Below are 18,503 nucleotides of genomic sequence, written 5' to 3'. Positions count from 1 at the left end.
GCCCCCGCGCTTCCCCTGCCCCACGGGGCGCGTCATCCTTCCTTGACTCGGTGGGGGTCCCTCTCTAGGTTGAATCTCTTCTCCCAGTACTTAGCGAAGGACGTTTCCCACCATGGCTCGCGTCACAGTCGAAGACTGCCTCCCCCTGGTCGACAACCGCTTCGCGCTCGTGCTGCTGGCGGCCAAGCGCGCCCGTCAGCTCATGGCCGGCGCCCGCCCCATCATCGACACCTCGAAGAACAAGCCGCCCGTGCTCTCCCTGCGCGAGGTGGCCACCGGCCACGTGAAGTTCGACCGGGACGTGCGCGAGGCCCTCACCGGCAAGTACGCCGCGTCCGAGAAGGCCAACGGCGCCTAGTCGCCCGAGCCCTCCGGGCGTAACAGCCCGGACAGGGCGAGGCTGGCCCCCGCGCGCAGCAGCATCCTGGCCGCGCGCGCGGCGATGGCCTTCTCGCCCTTGTAGCCCAGCAGCGCCGCCACCCGCGTCAGCGGCACCCAGCGCGTCTCGTCCACCTCCACCCGGTGGCCCGCGTGCTGGATGTCTCCCAGCACCCCGGACTGGTAGCGGAACAGGTAGAAGTGCACCCGCTTGAAGATGCGCTGCCCGCGGAACTGGTAGACGTAGCGGATCTCCCCCAGCGGCGCGACGAGCGTGGCCTTCAGCCCCGTCTCCTCCCACACCTCGCGCACGGCGGTCTGCTCGGGCGTCTCCCCCGGGTCCACATGCCCCTTGGGAAGCGCCCACAGGGAGCGGCCGTGGGGCCGGATGACGGCCACCTCCAGCTCGCCCCCCTGCTCTCGGATGACTATTCCTCCGGCGGACGCCTCACGGGGCATGGCCTCAAGTTAACCGATGCCCGGCCGCCGCGGTCAGGAGACTTGTCCGAAATGCCGCAGCTTGGCTTCTGCCCCCAACCGGTACGCGTAACGCAGATCCGTCAGCAGCCGCTCCAGCCGCCGCCCCGTCACGTGCCCCATCAACCGCGAGCAGAAGTTGCGTGACAGCCGGTTGGCCTCCTCGTACCGCCACCGCTCCGCCGCGGACAGCCGCTCCCGGTAGGACACCCGGTCGAACAGCCTCCCCAACAGCTCCTCCGCCCACCTCCCCACCCCATCCCCCCACCGGTGCAGCAGGCACAGGGCGAACTTGTCCACCTCCGCCTGCGCCTCCAGCTCCAGCAGGGAGACGGTACGCCCATGTATGGCGGTGTGCGCCACGTAGAGGAAGTGCGAGACGCCCTCGGCGAGCTGGCAGAAGCCGTCCAGCTCGGACTCCAACAATGAGTCCACGGGGCCGCTCTCGTAGGGCTTGAGGCGGTGGAGCAGCGCGGGGGCGAGGTAGAGGGCCATCTCCAGCTCTCCCTCCGCCTCGTGGACGAGCAGCTCCTCCTCACTGCGCCCGGTGGCGCCCAGCTGGACGGCGGCTTCGCGGTCCACCACGAAGCCCTCCGCCCGCGCGGCGCAGGTGATGCCGTAGATGGCCTCCAGGTGCTCCTGCACTCGGCCTATCATTCAGGGCCTCCCGGCTTCAGTTCGGCAGGCCCTTGGGCGTCACCAGGCCGGCATCCACCAGCACCTGCTCCAGCTTGTCGTTGCCGGTGCGCACCCAGCTCTCGTACACCTTGAGGGCGCCCGAGGGGCCGTTCTGCACCAGCCCCCGTGCGGCGATCTCCTCCAGCACGTCCACCAGGGCGCGGAAGCGGGCGCTCAGCTCCCGGTAGACGGCGGCGAAGCCCGCGGCGGGCGCCAGGTCCGCCAGCTGCCCGTAGGCCGCGCCGCCCATCTGGATGTAGTAGTCCTGGCCCACGGCGCTCTCGCGCAGCGCGCCGGAGAAGAAGCCCGCCTGGTAGAGCGACACGTCCCCCAGCCGCCGCAGGGTGCGGATGCGCTCGTCGCGCTGCTGCTGCAGCGAGCGGTGGTACAGCATGGCGAGCGGCTCCTGCTCCTTGCGCCCGTCCTCCCCCTTGCTGAACAGGTTGTCGGTACAGGCGAACTCGGCCAGCAGGTTGACCAGGTAGAATTCCGTCGTCTCCCCGACAGCGAGCTTCTGGCGCCGGATGACTTCTTCCAACAGCGCCTTGAAGAACTCCTTCAACGACGGGGCCGTCACCAGTTGACTCATGGACTCTCGACCTCCAACGCCCCCCAGGGTTTTGCGGGCCGGGGACGCCACGTAAAAGTTACCAACGCCCCCCCACGTGCGGCAAAAGGTCCCCCAGTCATTCCGGGTACTTACGCTGGCACTCGACCCCCACGACTGCCAGAAACAGTGGGGGTCCCCCGCTGTCCGGCTCCCGACGTCCACAGGAAGACAGAGCGGAAAAACCCAATTGTGACGGGAACTTGGCGAGACCCCTCCCCGCGGTCCCGGCTCGCTTGACGGGTCGACTTCGCTGGTTATTATCCCGCGCGCTGGCTGATTGGCACTCGCGAGGTGCGAGTGCTAACGGCCCGGGCCGCGAGGCCCCTATTCCCACCCCCATGGGTGCTCCGCATGCCGGGGCGCCCCAGCTCAAGGAGACAGACCATGAAGATTCGTCCCCTGCAGGACCGCCTGATCGTCAAGCGCGTGGCCGAGGAGAACAAGACCAAGGGCGGTCTGTTCATCCCCGACACCGCCAAGGAGAAGCCCCTCGAGGGCCACGTGATCGCGGTCGGCAACGGCAAGGTGCTCGAGGACGGCAAGGTCCGCCCGCTCGACATCAAGGCCGGCGACACCATCCTGTTCAGCAAGTACGCGGGCACCGAGATCAAGATCGACGGTGAGGAGCACCTCATCCTCCGTGAGGAGGATGTGCTCGGCGTGATCGAGAAGTAGTCGTCCCCCTTCCCCGCTCCTCAACCCACCCAAAGGAATTCATCACTATGGCGAAAGACATTCTGTTCGACGTGCGCGCTCGCGAGGCCATTCTCCGCGGCGTGAACATCCTGGCCGACGCGGTCAAGGTCACCCTGGGCCCCAAGGGCCGCAACGTGGTGATCGAGAAGTCGTTCGGCTCCCCCACGATCACCAAGGACGGCGTGACCGTGGCCAAGGAGATCGAGCTGGAGAACAAGTTCGAGAACATGGGCGCGCAGATGGTGAAGGAGGTGGCTTCCAAGACCTCCGACGTGGCCGGTGACGGCACCACCACCGCGACCGTGCTGGCCCAGGCCATCTTCCGCGAGGGCGCGAAGCTGGTGGCCGCCGGTCACAACCCGATGGACATCAAGCGCGGCATCGACAAGGCCGTGGCCGCCATCGTGGCCGAGCTGAAGACGCTGGCCAAGCCGACCAAGGACAAGAAGGAGATCGCCCAGGTCGGTACCATCTCCGCCAACGGCGACACCACCATCGGGCAGATCATCGCCGATGCGATGGAGAAGGTCGGCAAGGAGGGCGTCATCACGGTGGAGGAGGCCAAGGGCCTGGACACCACCCTGGACGTGGTCGAGGGCATGCAGTTCGACCGCGGCTACCTCTCCCCGTACTTCGTGACGGACCCGGAGCGCATGGAGGTCGTCCTCAACGACGCCCTCATCCTCATCAACGAGAAGAAGATCTCCTCGATGAAGGACATGCTCCCCATCCTCGAGCAGGTGGCCCGCTCCGGCAAGCCGCTGCTGATCATCGCCGAGGACATCGAGGGCGAGGCCCTGGCCACCCTGGTGGTGAACAAGATCCGTGGCGTGCTGAACGTGGCGGCCGTGAAGGCGCCGGGCTTCGGTGACCGCCGCAAGGCCATGCTCGAGGACATCGCCACCCTGACGGGCGGCCGGATGATCGCCGAGGACCTGGGCATCAAGATGGAGACGCTGACGCTCCAGGATCTGGGCAAGGCCAAGCGCATCACCATCGACAAGGACAACACCACCATCGTCGACGGTGCCGGTGCGCAGAAGGACATCGAGGCGCGCGTGAAGCAGATCCGCGCCCAGATCGAGGAGACCACCAGCGACTACGATCGCGAGAAGCTCCAGGAGCGTCTGGCGAAGCTGGTGGGCGGCGTGGCCGTCATCAACGTGGGCGCCGCGACCGAGACCGAGATGAAGGAGAAGAAGGCTCGCGTCGAGGACGCGCTCAACGCGACCCGCGCCGCCGTCGAGGAGGGCGTGGTGCCTGGTGGTGGCGTGGCCCTGCTGCGCTGCTCCAAGGCCCTGGACACCCTCAAGGTCGAGGCCGGTGAGAAGTTCGGCGTGGACATCATCCGCCGCGCCGTCGAGGAGCCGCTGCGCCAGATCGTCGGCAACGGCGGCCTCGAGGGCAGCGTCATCGTCAACAAGGTCAAGGAGGGCACGGGCTCGTTCGGCTTCAACGCCGCCACCAGCGTCTACGAGGACCTGCTGGCCGCCGGCGTCATCGACCCGGCCAAGGTGAGCCGCTACGCGCTGCAGAACGCGGCCTCCGTGGCCTCCCTGATGCTCACCACCGAGGCGATGGTGGCCGAGCGTCCGAAGGAGGAGAAGGACATGCCCGCCGGCGGCGGTATGGGCGGCATGGGCGGCATGGGCGGTATGGGCGGCATGGGCATGTAGTCGCCCCCGGGCAGCGGAGCGCGGGTGCCTCTCGCGCTCCGGTGTCCGTGGGAGTGCCTCCAGCGACGGCCTCCGGTTCCCTCGTGGAGCCGGGGGCCGTTCGCGTTTCAGGGAGCCGAGCGTACGCCGGGTGGCGTGGCGTCCCCCTCCCCCTTAGTTTGGAGGAAGACACGAGGAGGACATGCGTGAAGCCCGTGAAAATCTACACCACCACCTATTGCGGCTACTGCGTCCGGGCCAAGGATCTGCTGACGCGCAAGGGCGTGAAGTACGAGGAGCTGGACGTCACCGGTGACGACGACATGCGGTCGAAGCTGGTGGAGATGAGCGGCGGCCAGCGGACCGTGCCGCAGATCTGGATCGGCGACACCCACGTGGGTGGCTACTCCGACCTGGCCCGGCTGGAGAGCGAGGGGCGGCTCGAGCCGATGCTCCAGGCCTGAGTCACCGCTCCGCGCCTCCGGGAGCAGGCGGCCAGCCGTGCTCCCCGGGCGTCCCCCTTCCACCGTGTGCAGGTTGCCCGGAGCAACTCCACACCCACGGAGGTGGACGATGGCAGAGGCAGGGGAACAGGTCACGGGAACCCAGGACGAGAACTACGACGTCATCAGCGTGCTCTACCACTGTCTCCAGGGCGCCTCGGAGATCGGCCAGTACATCCAGGACGCCGAGCAGAGCGGGGACCAGGAGCTGGTGGACTTCTTCCGTGACTACCAGGAGGCCCAGAAGGACCTGGCCGAGCGCGCGAAGAACCTGCTGGGCGCGCGGCTGGCGCGGACCGGGGGCGTGAAGGCCAGCGGCGGCATCAGCGGCGGCCAGAAGACGGTACAAGCCCAGGACACGAAGAAGGCGCGCCGCTCGGCCGGCGCACAGACCAACGCCCAGGTGAAGTCCGGTGGCAACGCCTCGGATGACATCGTGGACGAGCAGGCCAAGGAGTCCTTCCCGGCCAGCGACTCACCCTCCAGGTACTGACGGACCCCGGATACCCGATGAAGCACGCACGCCCGGGAGGGCTCTGGACCTCCCGGGCGGCTTCTTTTTTACAGCCGCCCTGATGCAGGGGTCCGTACACTCGGACACTAACGCTTGCTCCCGCCGTAACGGCCCCATAAACAGGAAACTCCCGCGACGCTGGCGGAAGTACCCAGTCCGCCGCCCCGGGTGGAGGGTCTACGCCAATGATCGACGACAGGCCGGAGGTCACCCAGACCGTGCAGAGCCCCGAGGCTCGCTCGACACGGATTCAAGTGCGTGACTGGACGGTGGAGGTGGTGGCCGGCCCGGACAAGGGCAAGAAGGTCACCACGCAGGATGCGCTGCTGCGCGTGGGCTCGGATGTGGCGAGCGACCTGGTGCTGAGCGACCAGACGGTGAGCCGCCGGCACATCGAGCTGGAGCGGACCAGCAAGGGAATCATCGTGCGCGACCTGGGCAGCCGCAACGGCACCTTCCTGGATGGTCATCAGGTGATGCAGGCGCTGCTGCAGCCGGGTGACAAGGTGATGGTGGGCAAGACGAAGCTGGCCATCAAGCAGGAGGCGCGCGCCACCGAGGTGGAGGTGACGGGTGGAGCGGATGCCTTCGGCCACCTGGTGGCGGCCTCGGAGAAGATGCGCGTCGTCTTCGCGCAGCTGCGCGGCATCGCCCGGGAGGACATGAACCTCCTGCTGGAGGGCGAGACGGGCACGGGCAAGGAGCTGGCGGCGCGCGCGGTGCACGAGCACTCGCGGCGGCGGCACGGCCCCTTCAAGGTGGTGGACTGCAACCTCATCACCGAGGAGAAGGCCGAGCGCGAGCTGTTCGGCGGCCTGCGCTCCAACGGCGACGAGGGCGGCAAGGGCGTCTTCGAGGCGGCCCAGGGCGGCACCCTCTTCCTGGACGAGGTGGGGGAGCTGCCCCTGTCGCTGCAGCCCAAGCTCTTGCGCGTGCTGGAGTCGCGCGAGGTGCCCTCGCTGGACGGGGCGCCGGTGCAGGTGGACGTGCGCGTCATCGCCTCCACGCACCGCAACCTGGAGGAAGACGTACGCCAGGGCCGCTTCCGCGCGGACCTCTACTACCGCCTGGCGGTGGCGCGCGTGCGCCTGCCCCCGCTGCGCACCCGGCGCGAGGACATCCCCGTGCTCGCCCAGTCCCTGCTGCGCGGCCTCAAGTCCTCCTTCGAGCTCACCCCCCAGACGCTCGCCCTCTTCGAGGGCTATGACTGGCCGGGCAACGTGCGCGAGCTGCGCAACGTGCTGGAGCGCGGCGCCCTCATGCAGGAGACGGGCAACGTGAGCTGGCTGGACTTCATGGCCCAGCCCGAGCGCAAGGCGGAGGGCCAGCAGCCCACCACCAGCGTGGCCGCGCTCGTCACCGGCATGCCCTACCACGAGGCCAAGGACCGGGTGGTGGCGGACTTCGAGCGCCTCTACTTCGCCGAGGTCATGCGCGTGTCCAACTTCGACATGAAGACGGCCGAGCAGCACACCGGCCTGTCCATGCAGAGCCTCTACCGCCTGCTCAAGAAGAACGGGCTGCGGTTGAAGGATCTCAAGAATGCCGAGGGCCTTGATAAATAGGCCCTCGCTTTTCCCCAACCCCAAGGGAGATTCCCCAGCATGATGCGCCGTATCGCCATCGCGTCCATCCTCGCCGTCACCGGCTGTGCCGGCGTACAGGAGGCCCAGAAGAAGCCGGCGGGCCCGACCACCACCGAGGAGCGGATGCGCATCACCAACCAGCCGCCCTTCGACGTGGCGGTGTGCCAGCCCAAGGCCCTCACCCTCCCCCAGCCTCCCAACGAGGGCGTCCTCGTGGGCGCGCTCCTGAGCACCCGTCCCGAGGTGATGGAGTGCCTGGTGGATCCCAAGTCCCGCGGTGGCGCCGAGACCACCCGCGTGGTGGTGAAGACCACCCTCACCGACCAGGGTGGCACCCACGCCATCTCCGGGGAGAACCTCACCCCCGAGGGCACCGCCTGCATCCAGAAGGTGGTGGACACGCGCGTGCCGCTCACCGCCCTGCCCAAGGGCGCCCAGCCGGTGACGTCCGAGAGCACCTTCGTCCACGAGGTGGGCAGCAGCGCCACCGTCAAGTTCGGCATCAACCCGGGCTCGGACTTCTCGGGCACGGTGCGGCTCGCCGAGCCGACCTGGTGCGAGTGCTACGCCCCCTTCGGCACGAAGATCCCGCCCCAGCTCAAGGCCACGGTGGACCTGAAGAAGGGCGTGCCGAACCCGGCGGAGGTCGTCTTCGATTCCCCCGGCTCCCCCGAGGGTGATGCGCTCGCCGCCTGCCTCCAGGCCAAGATGATGGCCCTGCCGGCCAACATCTCGGTGACCGAGCTGAAGTTCCCCTACCGCTTCACCCACTTCCACTCGCAGGCGAGCGAGATGTCGGCGGACATGTCGCCCGAGCTGCGCTTCTACCAGCTGGATCTGCTGCGCAATCAGCGCGCCGCGAACACGGCCCTGGCCTTCGGCACCCGCGCCAACGCGGCGGAGATCTACGAGGCGGTGATCACCAGGTTCCAGAAGACGCCGCAGAAGAAGCAGTACGATCTGCTGCCGGAGCTGACCAGCAAGTGCAACGCGCTCGTCGAGGCCTCCAAGGGCTCGGTGGCTGCCCTCACCGCGCAGCTGCAGGTGGAGCAGCAGTCGCTGGCCAACGTGCAGGAGCTCAAGGCCAAGGACGCGGCCTGGGGTGAGCTGGAGGGCAAGCTGCAGGAGGCCGTCACCGCCGCCGAGCAGGACGTGAAGAGCGCCGAGGAGCGCCTCAAGGCCGACCAGGGTGCCTGCCCCAAGGTCAGCTACAAGTGACCACCTGGGCCTCGTGAGGGGCCCTGGATGACGAAGGCGCGGAGCCCTCCCGACGGGTTCCGCGCCTTTTGTCTTTCCGGGTTGCCCGCCCCCCTCCCGAGGGAAATTGTCAGGATTTCCGCGTCGGTTGAGTCAGAAGAAGCGGTTTGCCCCCGGAGGATTCCATGAACGCTCCCATTGCGCTTGCCGTGGTTGACGCCCTGTTCGCCCAGGAGGCGCGGGCCGCCTAGCCGGCCGAAGGTCCGACGCAGCGCGGTCCCGCTCCTTGCTGGGCGCCCTTGAATTCAAAAGTGCGCCATCGGCACCGCTCTGCCCGGAGTCCTTCACAGTGTTCCTCGAATCCCTCGGTTGGGGTCCTGACCTCACCTCCGCCTTCTCGCAGTTCCTCACCCAGTCCTCCCCTTCCCTCATCCCCGGGCGCGTCGTGCGCCAGGACCGCGGGCTGCTCACCGTCCAGACCGCGGAGAGGACCGTGCTCGCGCGGCCCTCGGGACGGATCCTCCACCACGCGGCCAGCGCCGAGTCCCTGCCCACCATCGGCGATTGGGTCGCGGTGCAACTGCCTCCCGGCGAAGGCGAGGCCCTGCTGCACGCCGTCCTCCCCCGCCGCGGAGTCCTCATGCGGCGCGAGGCGGGCCACGAGCACGCGGGTCAACCCATCGCCGCCAACCTCGACGTGGTGTTCCTCGTGACGGGGTTGGATGGCGACTTCAACCCCCGCCGCATCGAGCGGGCGCTCACCCTGGCGTGGAACAGTGAAGCCACGCCCGTGGTGGTGCTCAGCAAGGCGGACCTCGAGCCGGAGGCGGCCACCCGGGTGCTCGAAGTCGAGGCCCTCGCCCCCGGAGTGACCGTGCTCGCGCTGAGCACGCACACCGGGGAGGGGCTCGAGGCGCTGCGTGCACAACTCCCCGCCGGAAGGACGGGCGCGATGCTCGGCTCCTCGGGCGTGGGCAAGTCCACCCTCGTCAACCACCTGTTGGGCGAGTCGCGTCTGGCCACCCAGTCCGTCCTCGCCGACGACGACAGGGGCCGCCACACCACCACGCACCGGGAGCTGTTCGTGCTGCCCCACGGAGGGCTGCTCATCGATGGGCCTGGCATGCGCGAGCTCGGGCTGTGGGGCGAGGAGGAAGGGCTCGAGCACGCCTTCGCGGACATCCTCGCGTTGGCCGGCGGCTGCCGCTTCCGGGACTGCACCCACCGGGGTGAGCCGGGATGCGCGGTGCGCGCCGCCCTGGAGACCGGAGAGCTCTCCAAGGAGCGGCTGGCCAGCTACGAGAAGCTGCGGCGCGAGCAGGCCTGGCAGGCCCGGCAAGCGGATCCCGCCGCGCAGCGGCAACAGCGCCAGCTGGAGCGGGCCCGCTCCCGGATGGGCCGGGAGATCTCTCGCGCCAAACGGCGAGAGGACTGAAGCCTCCTGAAACGGCGAAGGCGCGGGACCTGGAGTCAGGTTTCGCGCCTTCACACGGGGGGAATCCGGGAGCCGGATACCCGCACCCCGTCCCTCTCCCGAGGGGAGAGGGGTGGTTGGACGGCAGGGGTTGAGCGGGGGTCAGGCCGCCGTGATGTTGTCGTTGGCCGCCTTGGCCTCGCGCAGCTTCACGCTGACGAGCTTGGAGATACCCGGCTCCTCCATGGTGACGCCGTAGAGCGTGTCCGCCACTTCCATGGTGCGCTTGTTGTGGGTGATGAGGATGAACTGCGACTGCTTGCTCATCTCCTTCACCATGTCGTTGTAGCGGCCCACGTTGCCCTCATCCAGCGGGGCGTCGACCTCGTCCAGGAGGCAGAAGGGCGTGGGCTTGATGAGGAAGATGGCGAAGATGAGGGCCACGGCCGTCAGCGCCTTCTCGCCACCGGACAGCAGGTTCATGCTCTGCAGCTTCTTGCCCGGGGGCTGCGCGACGATCTCCACGCCCGGCTCGCCGCCCTGCCCTTCGTTCGTCAGCACGAGGCTCGCCCGGCCGCCGCCGAACAGGCGCGGGAAGATGGCCTGGAACTTCTCGTTGACGATGTCGAACGTCTGCTTGAAGCGCTCGCGGCTGGACGCGTCGATGCGCCGGATGGCCTCCTGCAGCTTCTCCATCGACTCGGACAGGTCCTTCTTCTGCGTCAGCAGGAACTCCGAGCGGTTCGTCAGATCCGCGTGCTCGTCGATGGCCGTGAGGTTGATCTCCCCCATCTTCTCCACCTGGGCGCGCAGGTCCTTCAGCTCCTGCTCGGCCTCCTCGCTCAGCGACGGCAGCAGGTGGTACTTGTGCACCTCCTCCTGCAGCTCCGTCCCGTGCCGCTCGCGGATGCCGGCCACCAGGTGCTCCAGCTCCAGGGCGATCTCCCGCTCGCGCAACGTAATCTGCGACAGGCCCTGGGTGAGGCCCTCCAGCTTCGTGCGCAGCTCGCGCAGCGCGTTGTCCTGCTCGCGCACCTCGGACGAGGCGGTGCCATGCGCCGTGCGCCGCGACTCCAGGACGCCGGCCGTCACCGCGAGGTCCTCGGCCTTCTTGGCGCGCTCGGCCTCCGTCTCGGCGATGCGGCGCTGGAACTCCTCCACCCGCGCCGAGCCCTCGCGCACGGTGGACTCCAGCTTGCGCACCCGGTTGGCCATCTCCTCCTTCTGGGCCAGCAGGCTCTCCAGCTCCTTGCGGGCGGCCTCGCCGCGCTCGCCACCGGCGGCCACCTTCACCTTGAGGCTGGTGAGGTTGTGGGTGGCCGTCTCCGCCCGCTGCTTGAGCGACTCCAGCTCGCCCACCAGCTGCTTCACGCGCTCCTCACGGGCCTCGCGGTCCGCCTGGCCGTGCGCCACCTCGCCGCGGCTGTTCTCCTCCTCGTGGGCCAGCCCGTCGTACATCTGCGTGAGCTGCGCCTCGTCGGCGTCCAGCGCCCGGAGCCGGTCGCGCACCCGCGCCAGGTCCTCGCTCGCCTTGTGCAGGTCCTTCTCCTGGCTGGCGAGGCTCAGCTCCTCGGCGTGCTGGTTCTTCGCCAGCCCCTTGAGGAGGTCCTCCGTGTCCCCCATCTGCTTCTGCAGGGTGTAGTGCCGGGTGAGGATCTCGTTGTAGCGCTCCTCGACGCGGGCCACCTCGGAGGCCAGCTCGAGAATCTCGCGCTTCTTCTGCAGGGCGCCCACGGCGACGCCCTCGCGCTCGCCGCCGATGATGGTGCCGTCGGGGCGGAACACCTCGCCGTCCAGGGTGACGAGCGTGCAGGAGGAACCCTCGGCCTCGGCGTACGCCCTGGCCACGGCCATGTCCTCCACGATGACCACGTCCCCGAGGAGCAGCTGCACCACGGGCTTGAGAGCCTCCTCGCACGTCACCTCGTCGAGGGCGCGGGCCAGCACGCCGGGGCGGGACACGTCCGGCTGCACGGCGGAGGGCACGCGCTCGGGGGTGGGCACGGGCAGGAAGCTGCCGCGGCCCTCGAGGGCGGACTTGAGGTACTCCACCAGCTCCACGCCCTTGTCGCGGCTCTCCACGACGACGTGCTGCAGGCGCTCGCCCAGCACGGCCTCCACCGCGCGCTCGTAGCGGGGCGTGGTGGAGATGACGTCCGCGACCAGACCGAAGATGCCCTGCTGCCGGGCCTCCTCACCGGCGCGCACCATGACCGCGCGCACGCCCTTGTCGAAGCCCTCGTAGTCCTTCTGGAGCGCCTCCAGGGAGGCCAGCCGGCTGCGCTTGTCGCTCAGCTCCTCGCGGAGGCCGATGACCTGGACCTCGTTCTCCATGAAGGCCTGGCGCGTGCGCATCAGGGCCTCTTCCTCGTGGCCCTTGCGCTCGGCGAGCTCCATGGACAGGTGGCGGCTGTCCTCCACCCGGCGGGCCACGTGCTGGCGCGCGTCCTCGAGCTGCTTCTCCTGCTCGCGCAGCGCGTCCGCCTCGGCGCGGTTGCGGGCGCGCCGGGACTCCAGGTCCGCCTTCTGGCGGGCCAGGTTGACGAGGTTGCTCTCGTGGTTGGCCAGGCGGCTCGCCACGGTGACGACGGCGGCCCGCTCCTGCTCCAGGCGCAGGGAGATCTCCGCCTGCAGCTGGCTCACCCGGCGCAGCTCCTCCTGCGCCACCTTCATGGCGACCTCGTCCTCCTTCCACGAGCCGGCGATGTTGCTCAGCTCGGACTCGCGGGAGGCCATGGTCTCGGCCAGCTCGGACTGGCGGGAGCGGACGTTGTGCAGCTCGGCCTCGGACTGCGCCACCCGGGCGCTCGTCTCCTCCAGGTCCTTGCGCCAGTAGGCCAGGTCCTGGTCCGCGCGCTGCACGTTGCTCTCCAGCGTGTGCACCTCGGCGGAGAGCTTCTGGAGGGCCTCGGTCTCGGACTCCAGCGCGGTGCGGCGGTTGGTGATGACCAGCTCCAGCTCGCGCATCTTCTCGAGGTTCTCGCGCTCCTCGCCGCCCAGGCTGCTGAGCTTCTCCACCAGCACCTTGGACTCGGCGTGCAGCGCCAGGAAGCGGTGCGAGGCCGAGTGCAGATCAATCTCCTTCATGCGCGCCTTGAGCTTCTTGTACTTCTCGGCCTTCTTGGCCTGGCGCGACAGGCTCTCCAGGCGGCGCTCCAGCTCGTTCGTCATGTCCGAGACGCGCAGGAGGTTGGCCTGGGTGGCCTCGAGCTTGCGCTCGGCGGCCTTGCGGCGGGACTTGTACTTGGTGACGCCGGCGGCCTCCTCAATGAGGTTGCGCCGGTCCTCGGGCTTGCTGGAGACGATGAGACCGACGCGGCCCTGCTCGATGATGGAGTAGGCCTTGGTGCCCACGCCGGTGCCGAGGAAGAGCTCGGTGATGTCCAGCAGGCGGCAGGTGGTCTTGTTGATGAGGTACTCGGACTCGCCGCTGCGGAAGAGGCGGCGCGTCACGGTGACTTCCGGCAGGCCCGAGAGGTGGGCGGGGAGCACGTCCGTGTCGTCCACGTGGAAGGTGAGGGACACCTCGGCCATGGACAGGGGCGGCTTGGACTCCGAGCCGTTGAAGATGACGTCCTCCATGCCGCGGCCACGGAGGTTCTTGGCGCTCTGCTCGCCCATCACCCAGCGGATGGAGTCCACCACGTTGGACTTGCCGCAGCCGTTGGGGCCGACGATGCCCGTCACTCCGTCATCGAACGTGAAGACGCTGCGCTCCATGAACGATTTGAAGCCGGTGATATCCAGGCGCTTGATTCGCATGTCGAGACGTGCTCCCGAAAGGTGGGCGAGCGGGCGGAAAAGCGTTCCGGAGGCCGAAAAATCGGCCTCGGAGCGATCAGACGAGTAGCACGCTGGATCTCAGCCGATCAAGCATGACCCTGCCATGCGTGACGATATGCGAGCAGGCAAGCATGGCGCCCACCGGCCTGGCGGACAGGGGGCTGTCAGGGCGAGAACAGACCCTACCCTTCCTCAATCGATTCCACAGGCGACCTGGGCTCGGGCGCCTGTCCGCTCACTCGCTCCTCGTGTGAGCTTTCGCGGCATAGCAGGCCGGTCTGACATGGCCGCTCTCCAGGCGAGCGGGCGGGCCAAACCCAGACTACGGGCTGCTACAGGTCCGAACATCGAAGCCGGCTCCGGCGAGCGTCCCCGTGCGCAGTCACCTCGCTGGCGGTGCGCCCCTTCGGGGAGAGCTGGGCGGTGGACCTCGGCGGCATTCGCGTGCCGGGCCTGCCCATCCCCGTCCCCTGGGTCGACTTCGCCTACAACTTCGGCTGAGCCGGGCAGGACGGCTCAGGAGACTTCCGGTACCGCCGCGGTCACCGGGGGCTTGGGGCTCGCCTGGGGCTCGACCGTCACCCGCACCACGCGCGGCCCCTCCACCTCCTCCACCTGGATGCGCCACATGTCCAGCTTGAGCGAGTCCCCCTTCTCGGGGATGCGGCCCAGCCGGGCCATGATGTAGCCGGCGATCGTCGTGATCTCGACGTCCTCGTCGTCGATCTCGAACGAGACGTCCAGGCGGTCCTCCAGGTCATCCAGCTGGGCGGTGCCCGGCAGCTCGAAGCGGCCACCCGGCAGGGCGCGCACCTCGTCCACCCGCCGGCCCAGCTCGGCCACGTCGCCCACCACCTCGGCCACCACGTCCGCGAGCGTGACGAGCCCCGAGGTGCCGCCGTGCTCGTCCACCACCAGGGCGATCTGCCGGCGGCGGCGGCGGAACTCGTTGAGCAGCTGCTCCAGCGTCACGTGCTCCGGGACGTAGAGCACCGGGCGCTGCACCTGGGCGAGGCTGCGCAGGTCGCCCTTGGACAGGAGGAAGAAGAGGTCCTTCACGTTCACCACCCCCTCCACCTCGTCCATGTTGCCCCGGGCCACCGGCAGCCACGTGTGGCCGGCCGCGCGCGCGTCCGCGACGCACTTGTCCAGGGGCTCCTCCACGTCCAGGAACTTCACCTGGTTGCGCGGCACCATCACCTGCCGGGCCGTCTTCTGCGCCATCTCCAGCGAGCGCTCCAGCAGCTCCGCGCGCGCCGTGGTGATGGCGCCCGCCTGCGCCGAGCTATGCAGGATGACGCGCAGCTCCTCCTCGCTGTGGGCCTCCTGCGACTCGTGGGCACCGTGCAGGCCCGCCACCCTCAGCAACCACCCCGCCACGCCATTGAGGAGCCAGATGGCCGGGTAGAAGACGAAGTAGAAGAGCCGCATGGGCAGGGCCACCGTCAGCGTCGTGTCCTCGGCGCGCTGGATGGCGAAGCTCTTGGGGGCCAACTCCCCCACCACGATGTGCAGGAAGGTGATGATGGCGAAGGCGATGGCCACCGCCAGCGAGTGCGCCAGCGTGGGCCCCGCCGCCTCCGGCACCACCTGGTTCAGCACCGGCTCCAGCAGATGGGCGAACGCCGGCTCACCCAGCCAGCCGAGCCCCAGTGACGCGAGCGTGATGCCGAACTGCGTGGCGGAGAGGTAGGCGTCCAGCTTCTCCACCATCTTCATGGCGGCGCCAGCACCCGGCCGGCCCTCGTCCACCAGCGCCTGCAGGCGTGTGTGGCGGACCTTCACGATGGCGAACTCCGTCGCCACGAAGAACCCGTTCGCGAAGACCAGCAGGATCGCCAGCCCGAGGAAGACCCATTCCATAGAGAGAGCTCAGACGCTCAGAAGAGCGCCTCGAACTCGGGGTCGCCCTTCAGAGCGTCGAACATCGTATCCGTGGCCAGCCAACCCTGCACTTTCTGGCGATCCGCGGCCACGGCCTTCTGCAGGTAGGACAACGCTTCGGCCCGCCGGCCCCAGAGGGCGTACAGGGCGGCCAGGTTGTAGTTGAGCAGCAGATCGTCCGCGTTGAGGGCGCGCGCCTTGTCGTAGGAGCGCTCGGCCTCGGCGTAGAAGCCCTTCTGGGCGTAGCAGATGCCCAGATCCAGGTGCGCCTCGAAGTTGTCCGCCTCCAGCCGCACCACTTCCTTCAGCTGGGTGATGGCCGAGCGGTAGTCCCCCTCGTCCATGAGCAGCGCGGCGAGCTCGTGCCGGGGGAAGGCGTCCTGCGGCTCCAGCTCGATGGCCGTCTGCAGCTCGCGCATGGCCTCCTCGATCCGGCCCTGGTCCGCGTAGGTGAGGCCCAGGTTGAGGTGGGCGTCCGGGTACTCGGGGTCCAGCTCGATGGCCTCCCGGTACTCGGTCACGGCCATCTCGGCGGCGTGGGAGGACAGGAAGCAGGCGAGGTTGTAGTGCGCGGTGGGGCTCTCCGGCTCGAGCTTGAGGGCGGTGAGGTACTCCCCGAGGGCCTCGCGGAAGAGCTTCTTCTCCGCGTAGACGGTGGCGAGGTTGTCGTGCGCGTGGGCGGAGTCGGGATCGAGATCGATCGCCTTCTTGAACTCCTTGATCGCCTCATCCAGCCACCCGCGATCGGCCAATTCGATGCCACGCGAGTTGTGCTCGTCGGAGAGCGCGATGTTGTCGTTTTCCCTGGCCATGAAGTCGCGGGGCAATGTAGGCGCCGCCTCTTTGGGGGCGCAAGCAAGAGTCAAGCTGCCCCGAGAGGGTCCGCCCCAAGGGAGTCCGGCGTTGGAGACGGTTACTCGCCCCCTCCCCCGGAGACCAGGGGAGGAGGCAGGCGGAGAACTACTTGCGGCGCTCGCGAGCGCGGCGGCGCTTGAGCGACGCCTTCTTCGTGGCCGAGCGGTTGGACAGCTTCTTCTTGCTGCGGTTTCCCTTCTGGGCAGGCATCTTCTGGTACTCCGTATAGGCGGAAGTGGGCCGCATTGGCACTGGCGGCAGCGAACCGCCCTTTTTTCACGCTCCCGGCCCGGAAGTCCACGGAATTTCTTGACCCCGTCCGGCCTTGCCAGTGGCCGGACAACGGGGCACAACCCCCACCCCAGACCGATGATTGACAAACTCGAAGAGGTGGAGCGCAAGTTCGAGCGGCTCACCGCCGACCTGTCCAACCCGGACATCATCTCCGACACGGCCAGGCTGCAGCGGGTCTCCAAGGAGCGTGCCGGCCTGGAGAAGCTGGTGGAGGCCTTCCGGGCCTACCGCAAGGTGCTCGCCGATCTCAAGGAGGTCGAGGCCTGGCTCGGCAGCTCGGACCCCGACGAGAAGGCCTACGCCCGCGAGTCCCTGCCCGGCCTCAAGGCCCAGCGCGACGAGATGGAGGCGGAGCTGAAGATCCTCCTGCTGCCCAAGGATCCCAATGACGACAAGAACGTCATCCTGGAGATCCGCGCCGGCGCGGGCGGAGACGAGGCCGGCCTGTTCGCCGAGGAGGTCATGCAGATGTACCTCCGCTACGCCGACCGCAAGGGCTGGAAGGCGGAGATCATGGACATGAGCGCGGGCGGCGTGGGCGGCGTCAAGGACGTGTCCATCATGCTCTCGGGGGACGGTGTCTACAGCCACCTGAAGTACGAGTCGGGCGTGCACCGGGTGCAGCGCGTGCCGGCCACGGAGACCCAGGGGCGCATCCATACCTCGGCCGCCACGGTCGCGGTGATGCCCGAGGCCGACGACACGAGCGACGTCGTGGTGAACCCCGCCGACGTGCGCACCGACACCTACCGCGCCTCCGGCGCGGGTGGTCAGCACATCAACAAGACCGACTCGGCCGTGCGCCTCACGCACATCCCCACCGGCATCGTGGTGCAGTGCCAGGACGGTCGCAGCCAGCACGGCAACCGCGACGTGGCCTGGAAACGCCTGCGCTCCAAGCTGTACGACTTCGAACTGCGCAAGCGCCAGGAGGCGCAGCAGAAGCTGGAAGACACCAAGACCGACGTCGGCTGGGGCCACCAGATCCGCAGCTACGTGCTCGACAACAGCCGCATCAAGGACCTGCGCACCAACGTGGAGATCAGCAACACCCAGAAGGTGCTCGACGGCGACCTGGACACCTTCATCGAAGCCAGCCTGAAGCAGGGGCTGTAGCCCCCGCGGGCTGCCGGCCCACCATTCCCTGGAGACCACGCCCCATGCGTGAAGCCACCACGACTCTCGTGCGCCGCGAGGACTACGCCGCGCCGGCGTTTTTCATCCGTGCCGCCGAACTGAGTTTCGACCTCGACCCGGCCAAGACCATCGTCGCCAGCCGGCTGACGATCGAACGCAACCTCGCGCTGCCGCGCCAGCCGCTGCGCCTGCACGGCGAGGCGCTGACGCTGCTGCGCGTGCAGGCCGACGGCGCCAGCGTCTCGTTCCGCCACGAAGGCGGCGAGCTCGTCATCGACAACCCGCCCGAGGCCGACCGCTTCACGCTGGAAGTGCGCAATACCTGCGCGCCCGACAAGAACACCGCGCTGCAGGGCCTCTACACCAGCAGCGGCGGCTTCTTCACGCAGTGCGAGGCCGAAGGCTTCCGCCGCATCACCTACTTCCTGGACCGACCCGACGTGATGGCCGTCTACACCGTGCTGTTGCGCGCCAACCGCGCGCGCTACCCGGTGTTGCTGAGCAATGGCAACCTCGTCGAGCAGGGCCTGCTCGACGGCGGTCGCCACTACGCCAGGTGGCACGACCCGTTCCCCAAGCCCAGCTACCTGTTCGCCCTGGTGGCCGGCAACCTGGTGTCGCGCGACCAGCGCATCCGCACGCGCGGCGGCCGCGACCACCTGCTGCAGGTCTACGTGCGCCCGGGCGACCTGGAGAAGACCGAGCACGCGATGAATTCGCTGCTGGCCTCGGTGATCTGGGACGAGGCGCGCTACGGGCTGGCCCTCGACCTGGACCGCTACATGGTGGTGGCGGTGGAGGACTACAACTCGGGCGCGATGGAGAACAAAGGCCTCAACCTC

General features: G+C 68.6%; 16 protein-coding genes. 10 read left to right on the top strand and 6 right to left on the bottom strand.

All coding sequences use genetic code 11. From position 1 onward, the window contains the following. Nucleotides 1-112: 112 nt before the first annotated feature. Nucleotides 113-358 carry a DNA-directed RNA polymerase subunit omega gene (gene rpoZ, locus VFZ09_RS26000; protein ID WP_043396084.1) on the top strand — a complete coding sequence of 82 codons (246 nt, stop codon included), beginning with the start codon at nt 113-115 and terminating at the stop codon, nt 356-358. Here the strand turns inward: rpoZ and VFZ09_RS25995 are convergent. The 3 genes from VFZ09_RS25995 to VFZ09_RS25985 are packed head-to-tail and all read right to left on the bottom strand — an operon-like array spanning nt 355 to nt 2,122. Next, nucleotides 355-837, bottom strand: coding sequence for an NUDIX hydrolase (locus VFZ09_RS25995; protein ID WP_073568152.1), 483 nt, complete (start codon nt 835-837; stop codon nt 355-357). The genes rpoZ and VFZ09_RS25995 overlap by 4 nt on opposite strands. 33 nt (nt 838-870) lie before the next feature. Beyond that, entirely contained in the window at nt 871-1,512 is a 642-nt protein-coding gene (locus VFZ09_RS25990; RefSeq protein WP_329730357.1) for a hypothetical protein, read from the bottom strand. 16 nt (nt 1,513-1,528) lie between these two features. Continuing rightward, nucleotides 1,529-2,122 (bottom strand): hypothetical protein, encoded by a 594-nt coding sequence (locus VFZ09_RS25985; RefSeq protein WP_329730356.1) that lies wholly within the window; start codon nt 2,120-2,122, stop codon nt 1,529-1,531. A gap of 405 nt (nt 2,123-2,527) precedes the next feature. Here VFZ09_RS25985 and groES point away from each other — a divergent pair, with 405 nt between their 5' ends. The 7 genes from groES to rsgA all read left to right on the top strand — a co-directional run bounded on the left by groES (nt 2,528) and on the right by rsgA (nt 9,729). Then, on the top strand, nt 2,528-2,818 hold the full coding sequence (gene groES / locus VFZ09_RS25980) for a co-chaperone GroES (RefSeq protein ID WP_267538613.1): 291 nt from the start codon (nt 2,528-2,530) through the stop codon (nt 2,816-2,818). A gap of 47 nt (nt 2,819-2,865) precedes the next feature. After that, a complete protein-coding gene (gene groL / locus VFZ09_RS25975) occupies nt 2,866-4,515 on the top strand; it encodes a chaperonin GroEL (RefSeq protein ID WP_329730355.1) in 1,650 nt (549 codons plus the stop codon). A 185-nt stretch (nt 4,516-4,700) separates the two neighbouring features. Next, nucleotides 4,701-4,958: a glutaredoxin 3 gene (gene grxC / locus VFZ09_RS25970; protein WP_329730354.1), complete on the top strand. Its 258-nt coding sequence runs from the start codon at nt 4,701-4,703 to the stop codon at nt 4,956-4,958. A 109-nt stretch (nt 4,959-5,067) separates the two neighbouring features. Beyond that, complete coding sequence (locus tag VFZ09_RS25965) at nt 5,068-5,490, top strand: hypothetical protein (protein WP_329730353.1); 423 nt, start codon at nt 5,068-5,070, stop codon at nt 5,488-5,490. A gap of 206 nt (nt 5,491-5,696) precedes the next feature. Next, nucleotides 5,697-7,076 (top strand): sigma 54-interacting transcriptional regulator, encoded by a 1,380-nt coding sequence (locus VFZ09_RS25960; RefSeq protein WP_329730352.1) that lies wholly within the window; start codon nt 5,697-5,699, stop codon nt 7,074-7,076. Between the two features lie 39 nt (nt 7,077-7,115). Further along, nucleotides 7,116-8,315, top strand: coding sequence for a hypothetical protein (locus tag VFZ09_RS25955; RefSeq protein WP_329730351.1), 1,200 nt, complete (start codon nt 7,116-7,118; stop codon nt 8,313-8,315). A 328-nt stretch (nt 8,316-8,643) separates the two neighbouring features. Beyond that, nucleotides 8,644-9,729, top strand: coding sequence for a ribosome small subunit-dependent GTPase A (gene rsgA, locus VFZ09_RS25950; RefSeq protein ID WP_329730350.1), 1,086 nt, complete (start codon nt 8,644-8,646; stop codon nt 9,727-9,729). Nucleotides 9,730-9,870: 141 nt separating this feature from the next. Here the strand turns inward: rsgA and smc are convergent, their stop codons facing one another. From smc to VFZ09_RS25935, 3 genes are all read right to left on the bottom strand, one after another. Further along, nucleotides 9,871-13,470: a chromosome segregation protein SMC gene (gene smc, locus VFZ09_RS25945; RefSeq protein WP_329730349.1), complete on the bottom strand. Its 3,600-nt coding sequence runs from the start codon at nt 13,468-13,470 to the stop codon at nt 9,871-9,873. Between the two features lie 537 nt (nt 13,471-14,007). After that, nucleotides 14,008-15,354 carry a hemolysin family protein gene (locus tag VFZ09_RS25940; protein WP_329730348.1) on the bottom strand — a complete coding sequence of 449 codons (1,347 nt, stop codon included), beginning with the start codon at nt 15,352-15,354 and terminating at the stop codon, nt 14,008-14,010. A 17-nt stretch (nt 15,355-15,371) separates the two neighbouring features. Continuing rightward, entirely contained in the window at nt 15,372-16,187 is an 816-nt protein-coding gene (locus VFZ09_RS25935; RefSeq protein WP_329730347.1) for a tetratricopeptide repeat protein, read from the bottom strand. Nucleotides 16,188-16,599: 412 nt separating this feature from the next. On the opposite strand from VFZ09_RS25935, the gene prfA reads away from it, so the two are divergent. Further along, on the top strand, nt 16,600-17,640 hold the full coding sequence (prfA, locus tag VFZ09_RS25930; protein ID WP_329730346.1) for a peptide chain release factor 1: 1,041 nt from the start codon (nt 16,600-16,602) through the stop codon (nt 17,638-17,640). Between the two features lie 44 nt (nt 17,641-17,684). Then, on the top strand, nt 17,685-18,503 hold an 819-nt coding region (locus VFZ09_RS25925; protein ID WP_349257909.1), incomplete at its 3' end, for a hypothetical protein.

This window comes from Archangium sp. (assembly GCF_036277355.1).
Classification (GTDB): Bacteria; Myxococcota; Myxococcia; order Myxococcales; family Myxococcaceae; genus Archangium.
The sequence above is the reverse complement of the archived record's forward strand: the minus strand, read 5'-3'. Positions and strand labels throughout refer to the sequence as shown.

Excerpts from the sequence above, each read along its gene's own strand:
- VFZ09_RS25935 (WP_329730347.1), bottom strand. The coding sequence starts at position 16,187 with ATGGCCAGGGAAAACGACAACATCGCGCTCTCCGACGAGCACAACTCG.
- VFZ09_RS25990 (WP_329730357.1), bottom strand. The coding sequence starts at position 1,512 with ATGATAGGCCGAGTGCAGGAGCACCTGGAGGCCATCTACGGCATCACC.
- VFZ09_RS25940 (WP_329730348.1), bottom strand. The coding sequence starts at position 15,354 with ATGGAATGGGTCTTCCTCGGGCTGGCGATCCTGCTGGTCTTCGCGAAC.
- groL (WP_329730355.1), top strand. The coding sequence starts at position 2,866 with ATGGCGAAAGACATTCTGTTCGACGTGCGCGCTCGCGAGGCCATTCTC.
- VFZ09_RS25960 (WP_329730352.1), top strand. The coding sequence starts at position 5,697 with ATGATCGACGACAGGCCGGAGGTCACCCAGACCGTGCAGAGCCCCGAG.
- VFZ09_RS25985 (WP_329730356.1), bottom strand. The coding sequence starts at position 2,122 with ATGAGTCAACTGGTGACGGCCCCGTCGTTGAAGGAGTTCTTCAAGGCG.
- groES (WP_267538613.1), top strand. The coding sequence starts at position 2,528 with ATGAAGATTCGTCCCCTGCAGGACCGCCTGATCGTCAAGCGCGTGGCC.
- VFZ09_RS25955 (WP_329730351.1), top strand. The coding sequence starts at position 7,116 with ATGATGCGCCGTATCGCCATCGCGTCCATCCTCGCCGTCACCGGCTGT.
- VFZ09_RS25995 (WP_073568152.1), bottom strand. The coding sequence starts at position 837 with ATGCCCCGTGAGGCGTCCGCCGGAGGAATAGTCATCCGAGAGCAGGGG.
- prfA (WP_329730346.1), top strand. The coding sequence starts at position 16,600 with ATGATTGACAAACTCGAAGAGGTGGAGCGCAAGTTCGAGCGGCTCACC.
- rpoZ (WP_043396084.1), top strand. The coding sequence starts at position 113 with ATGGCTCGCGTCACAGTCGAAGACTGCCTCCCCCTGGTCGACAACCGC.
- VFZ09_RS25965 (WP_329730353.1), top strand. The coding sequence starts at position 5,068 with ATGGCAGAGGCAGGGGAACAGGTCACGGGAACCCAGGACGAGAACTAC.
- smc (WP_329730349.1), bottom strand. The coding sequence starts at position 13,470 with ATGCGAATCAAGCGCCTGGATATCACCGGCTTCAAATCGTTCATGGAG.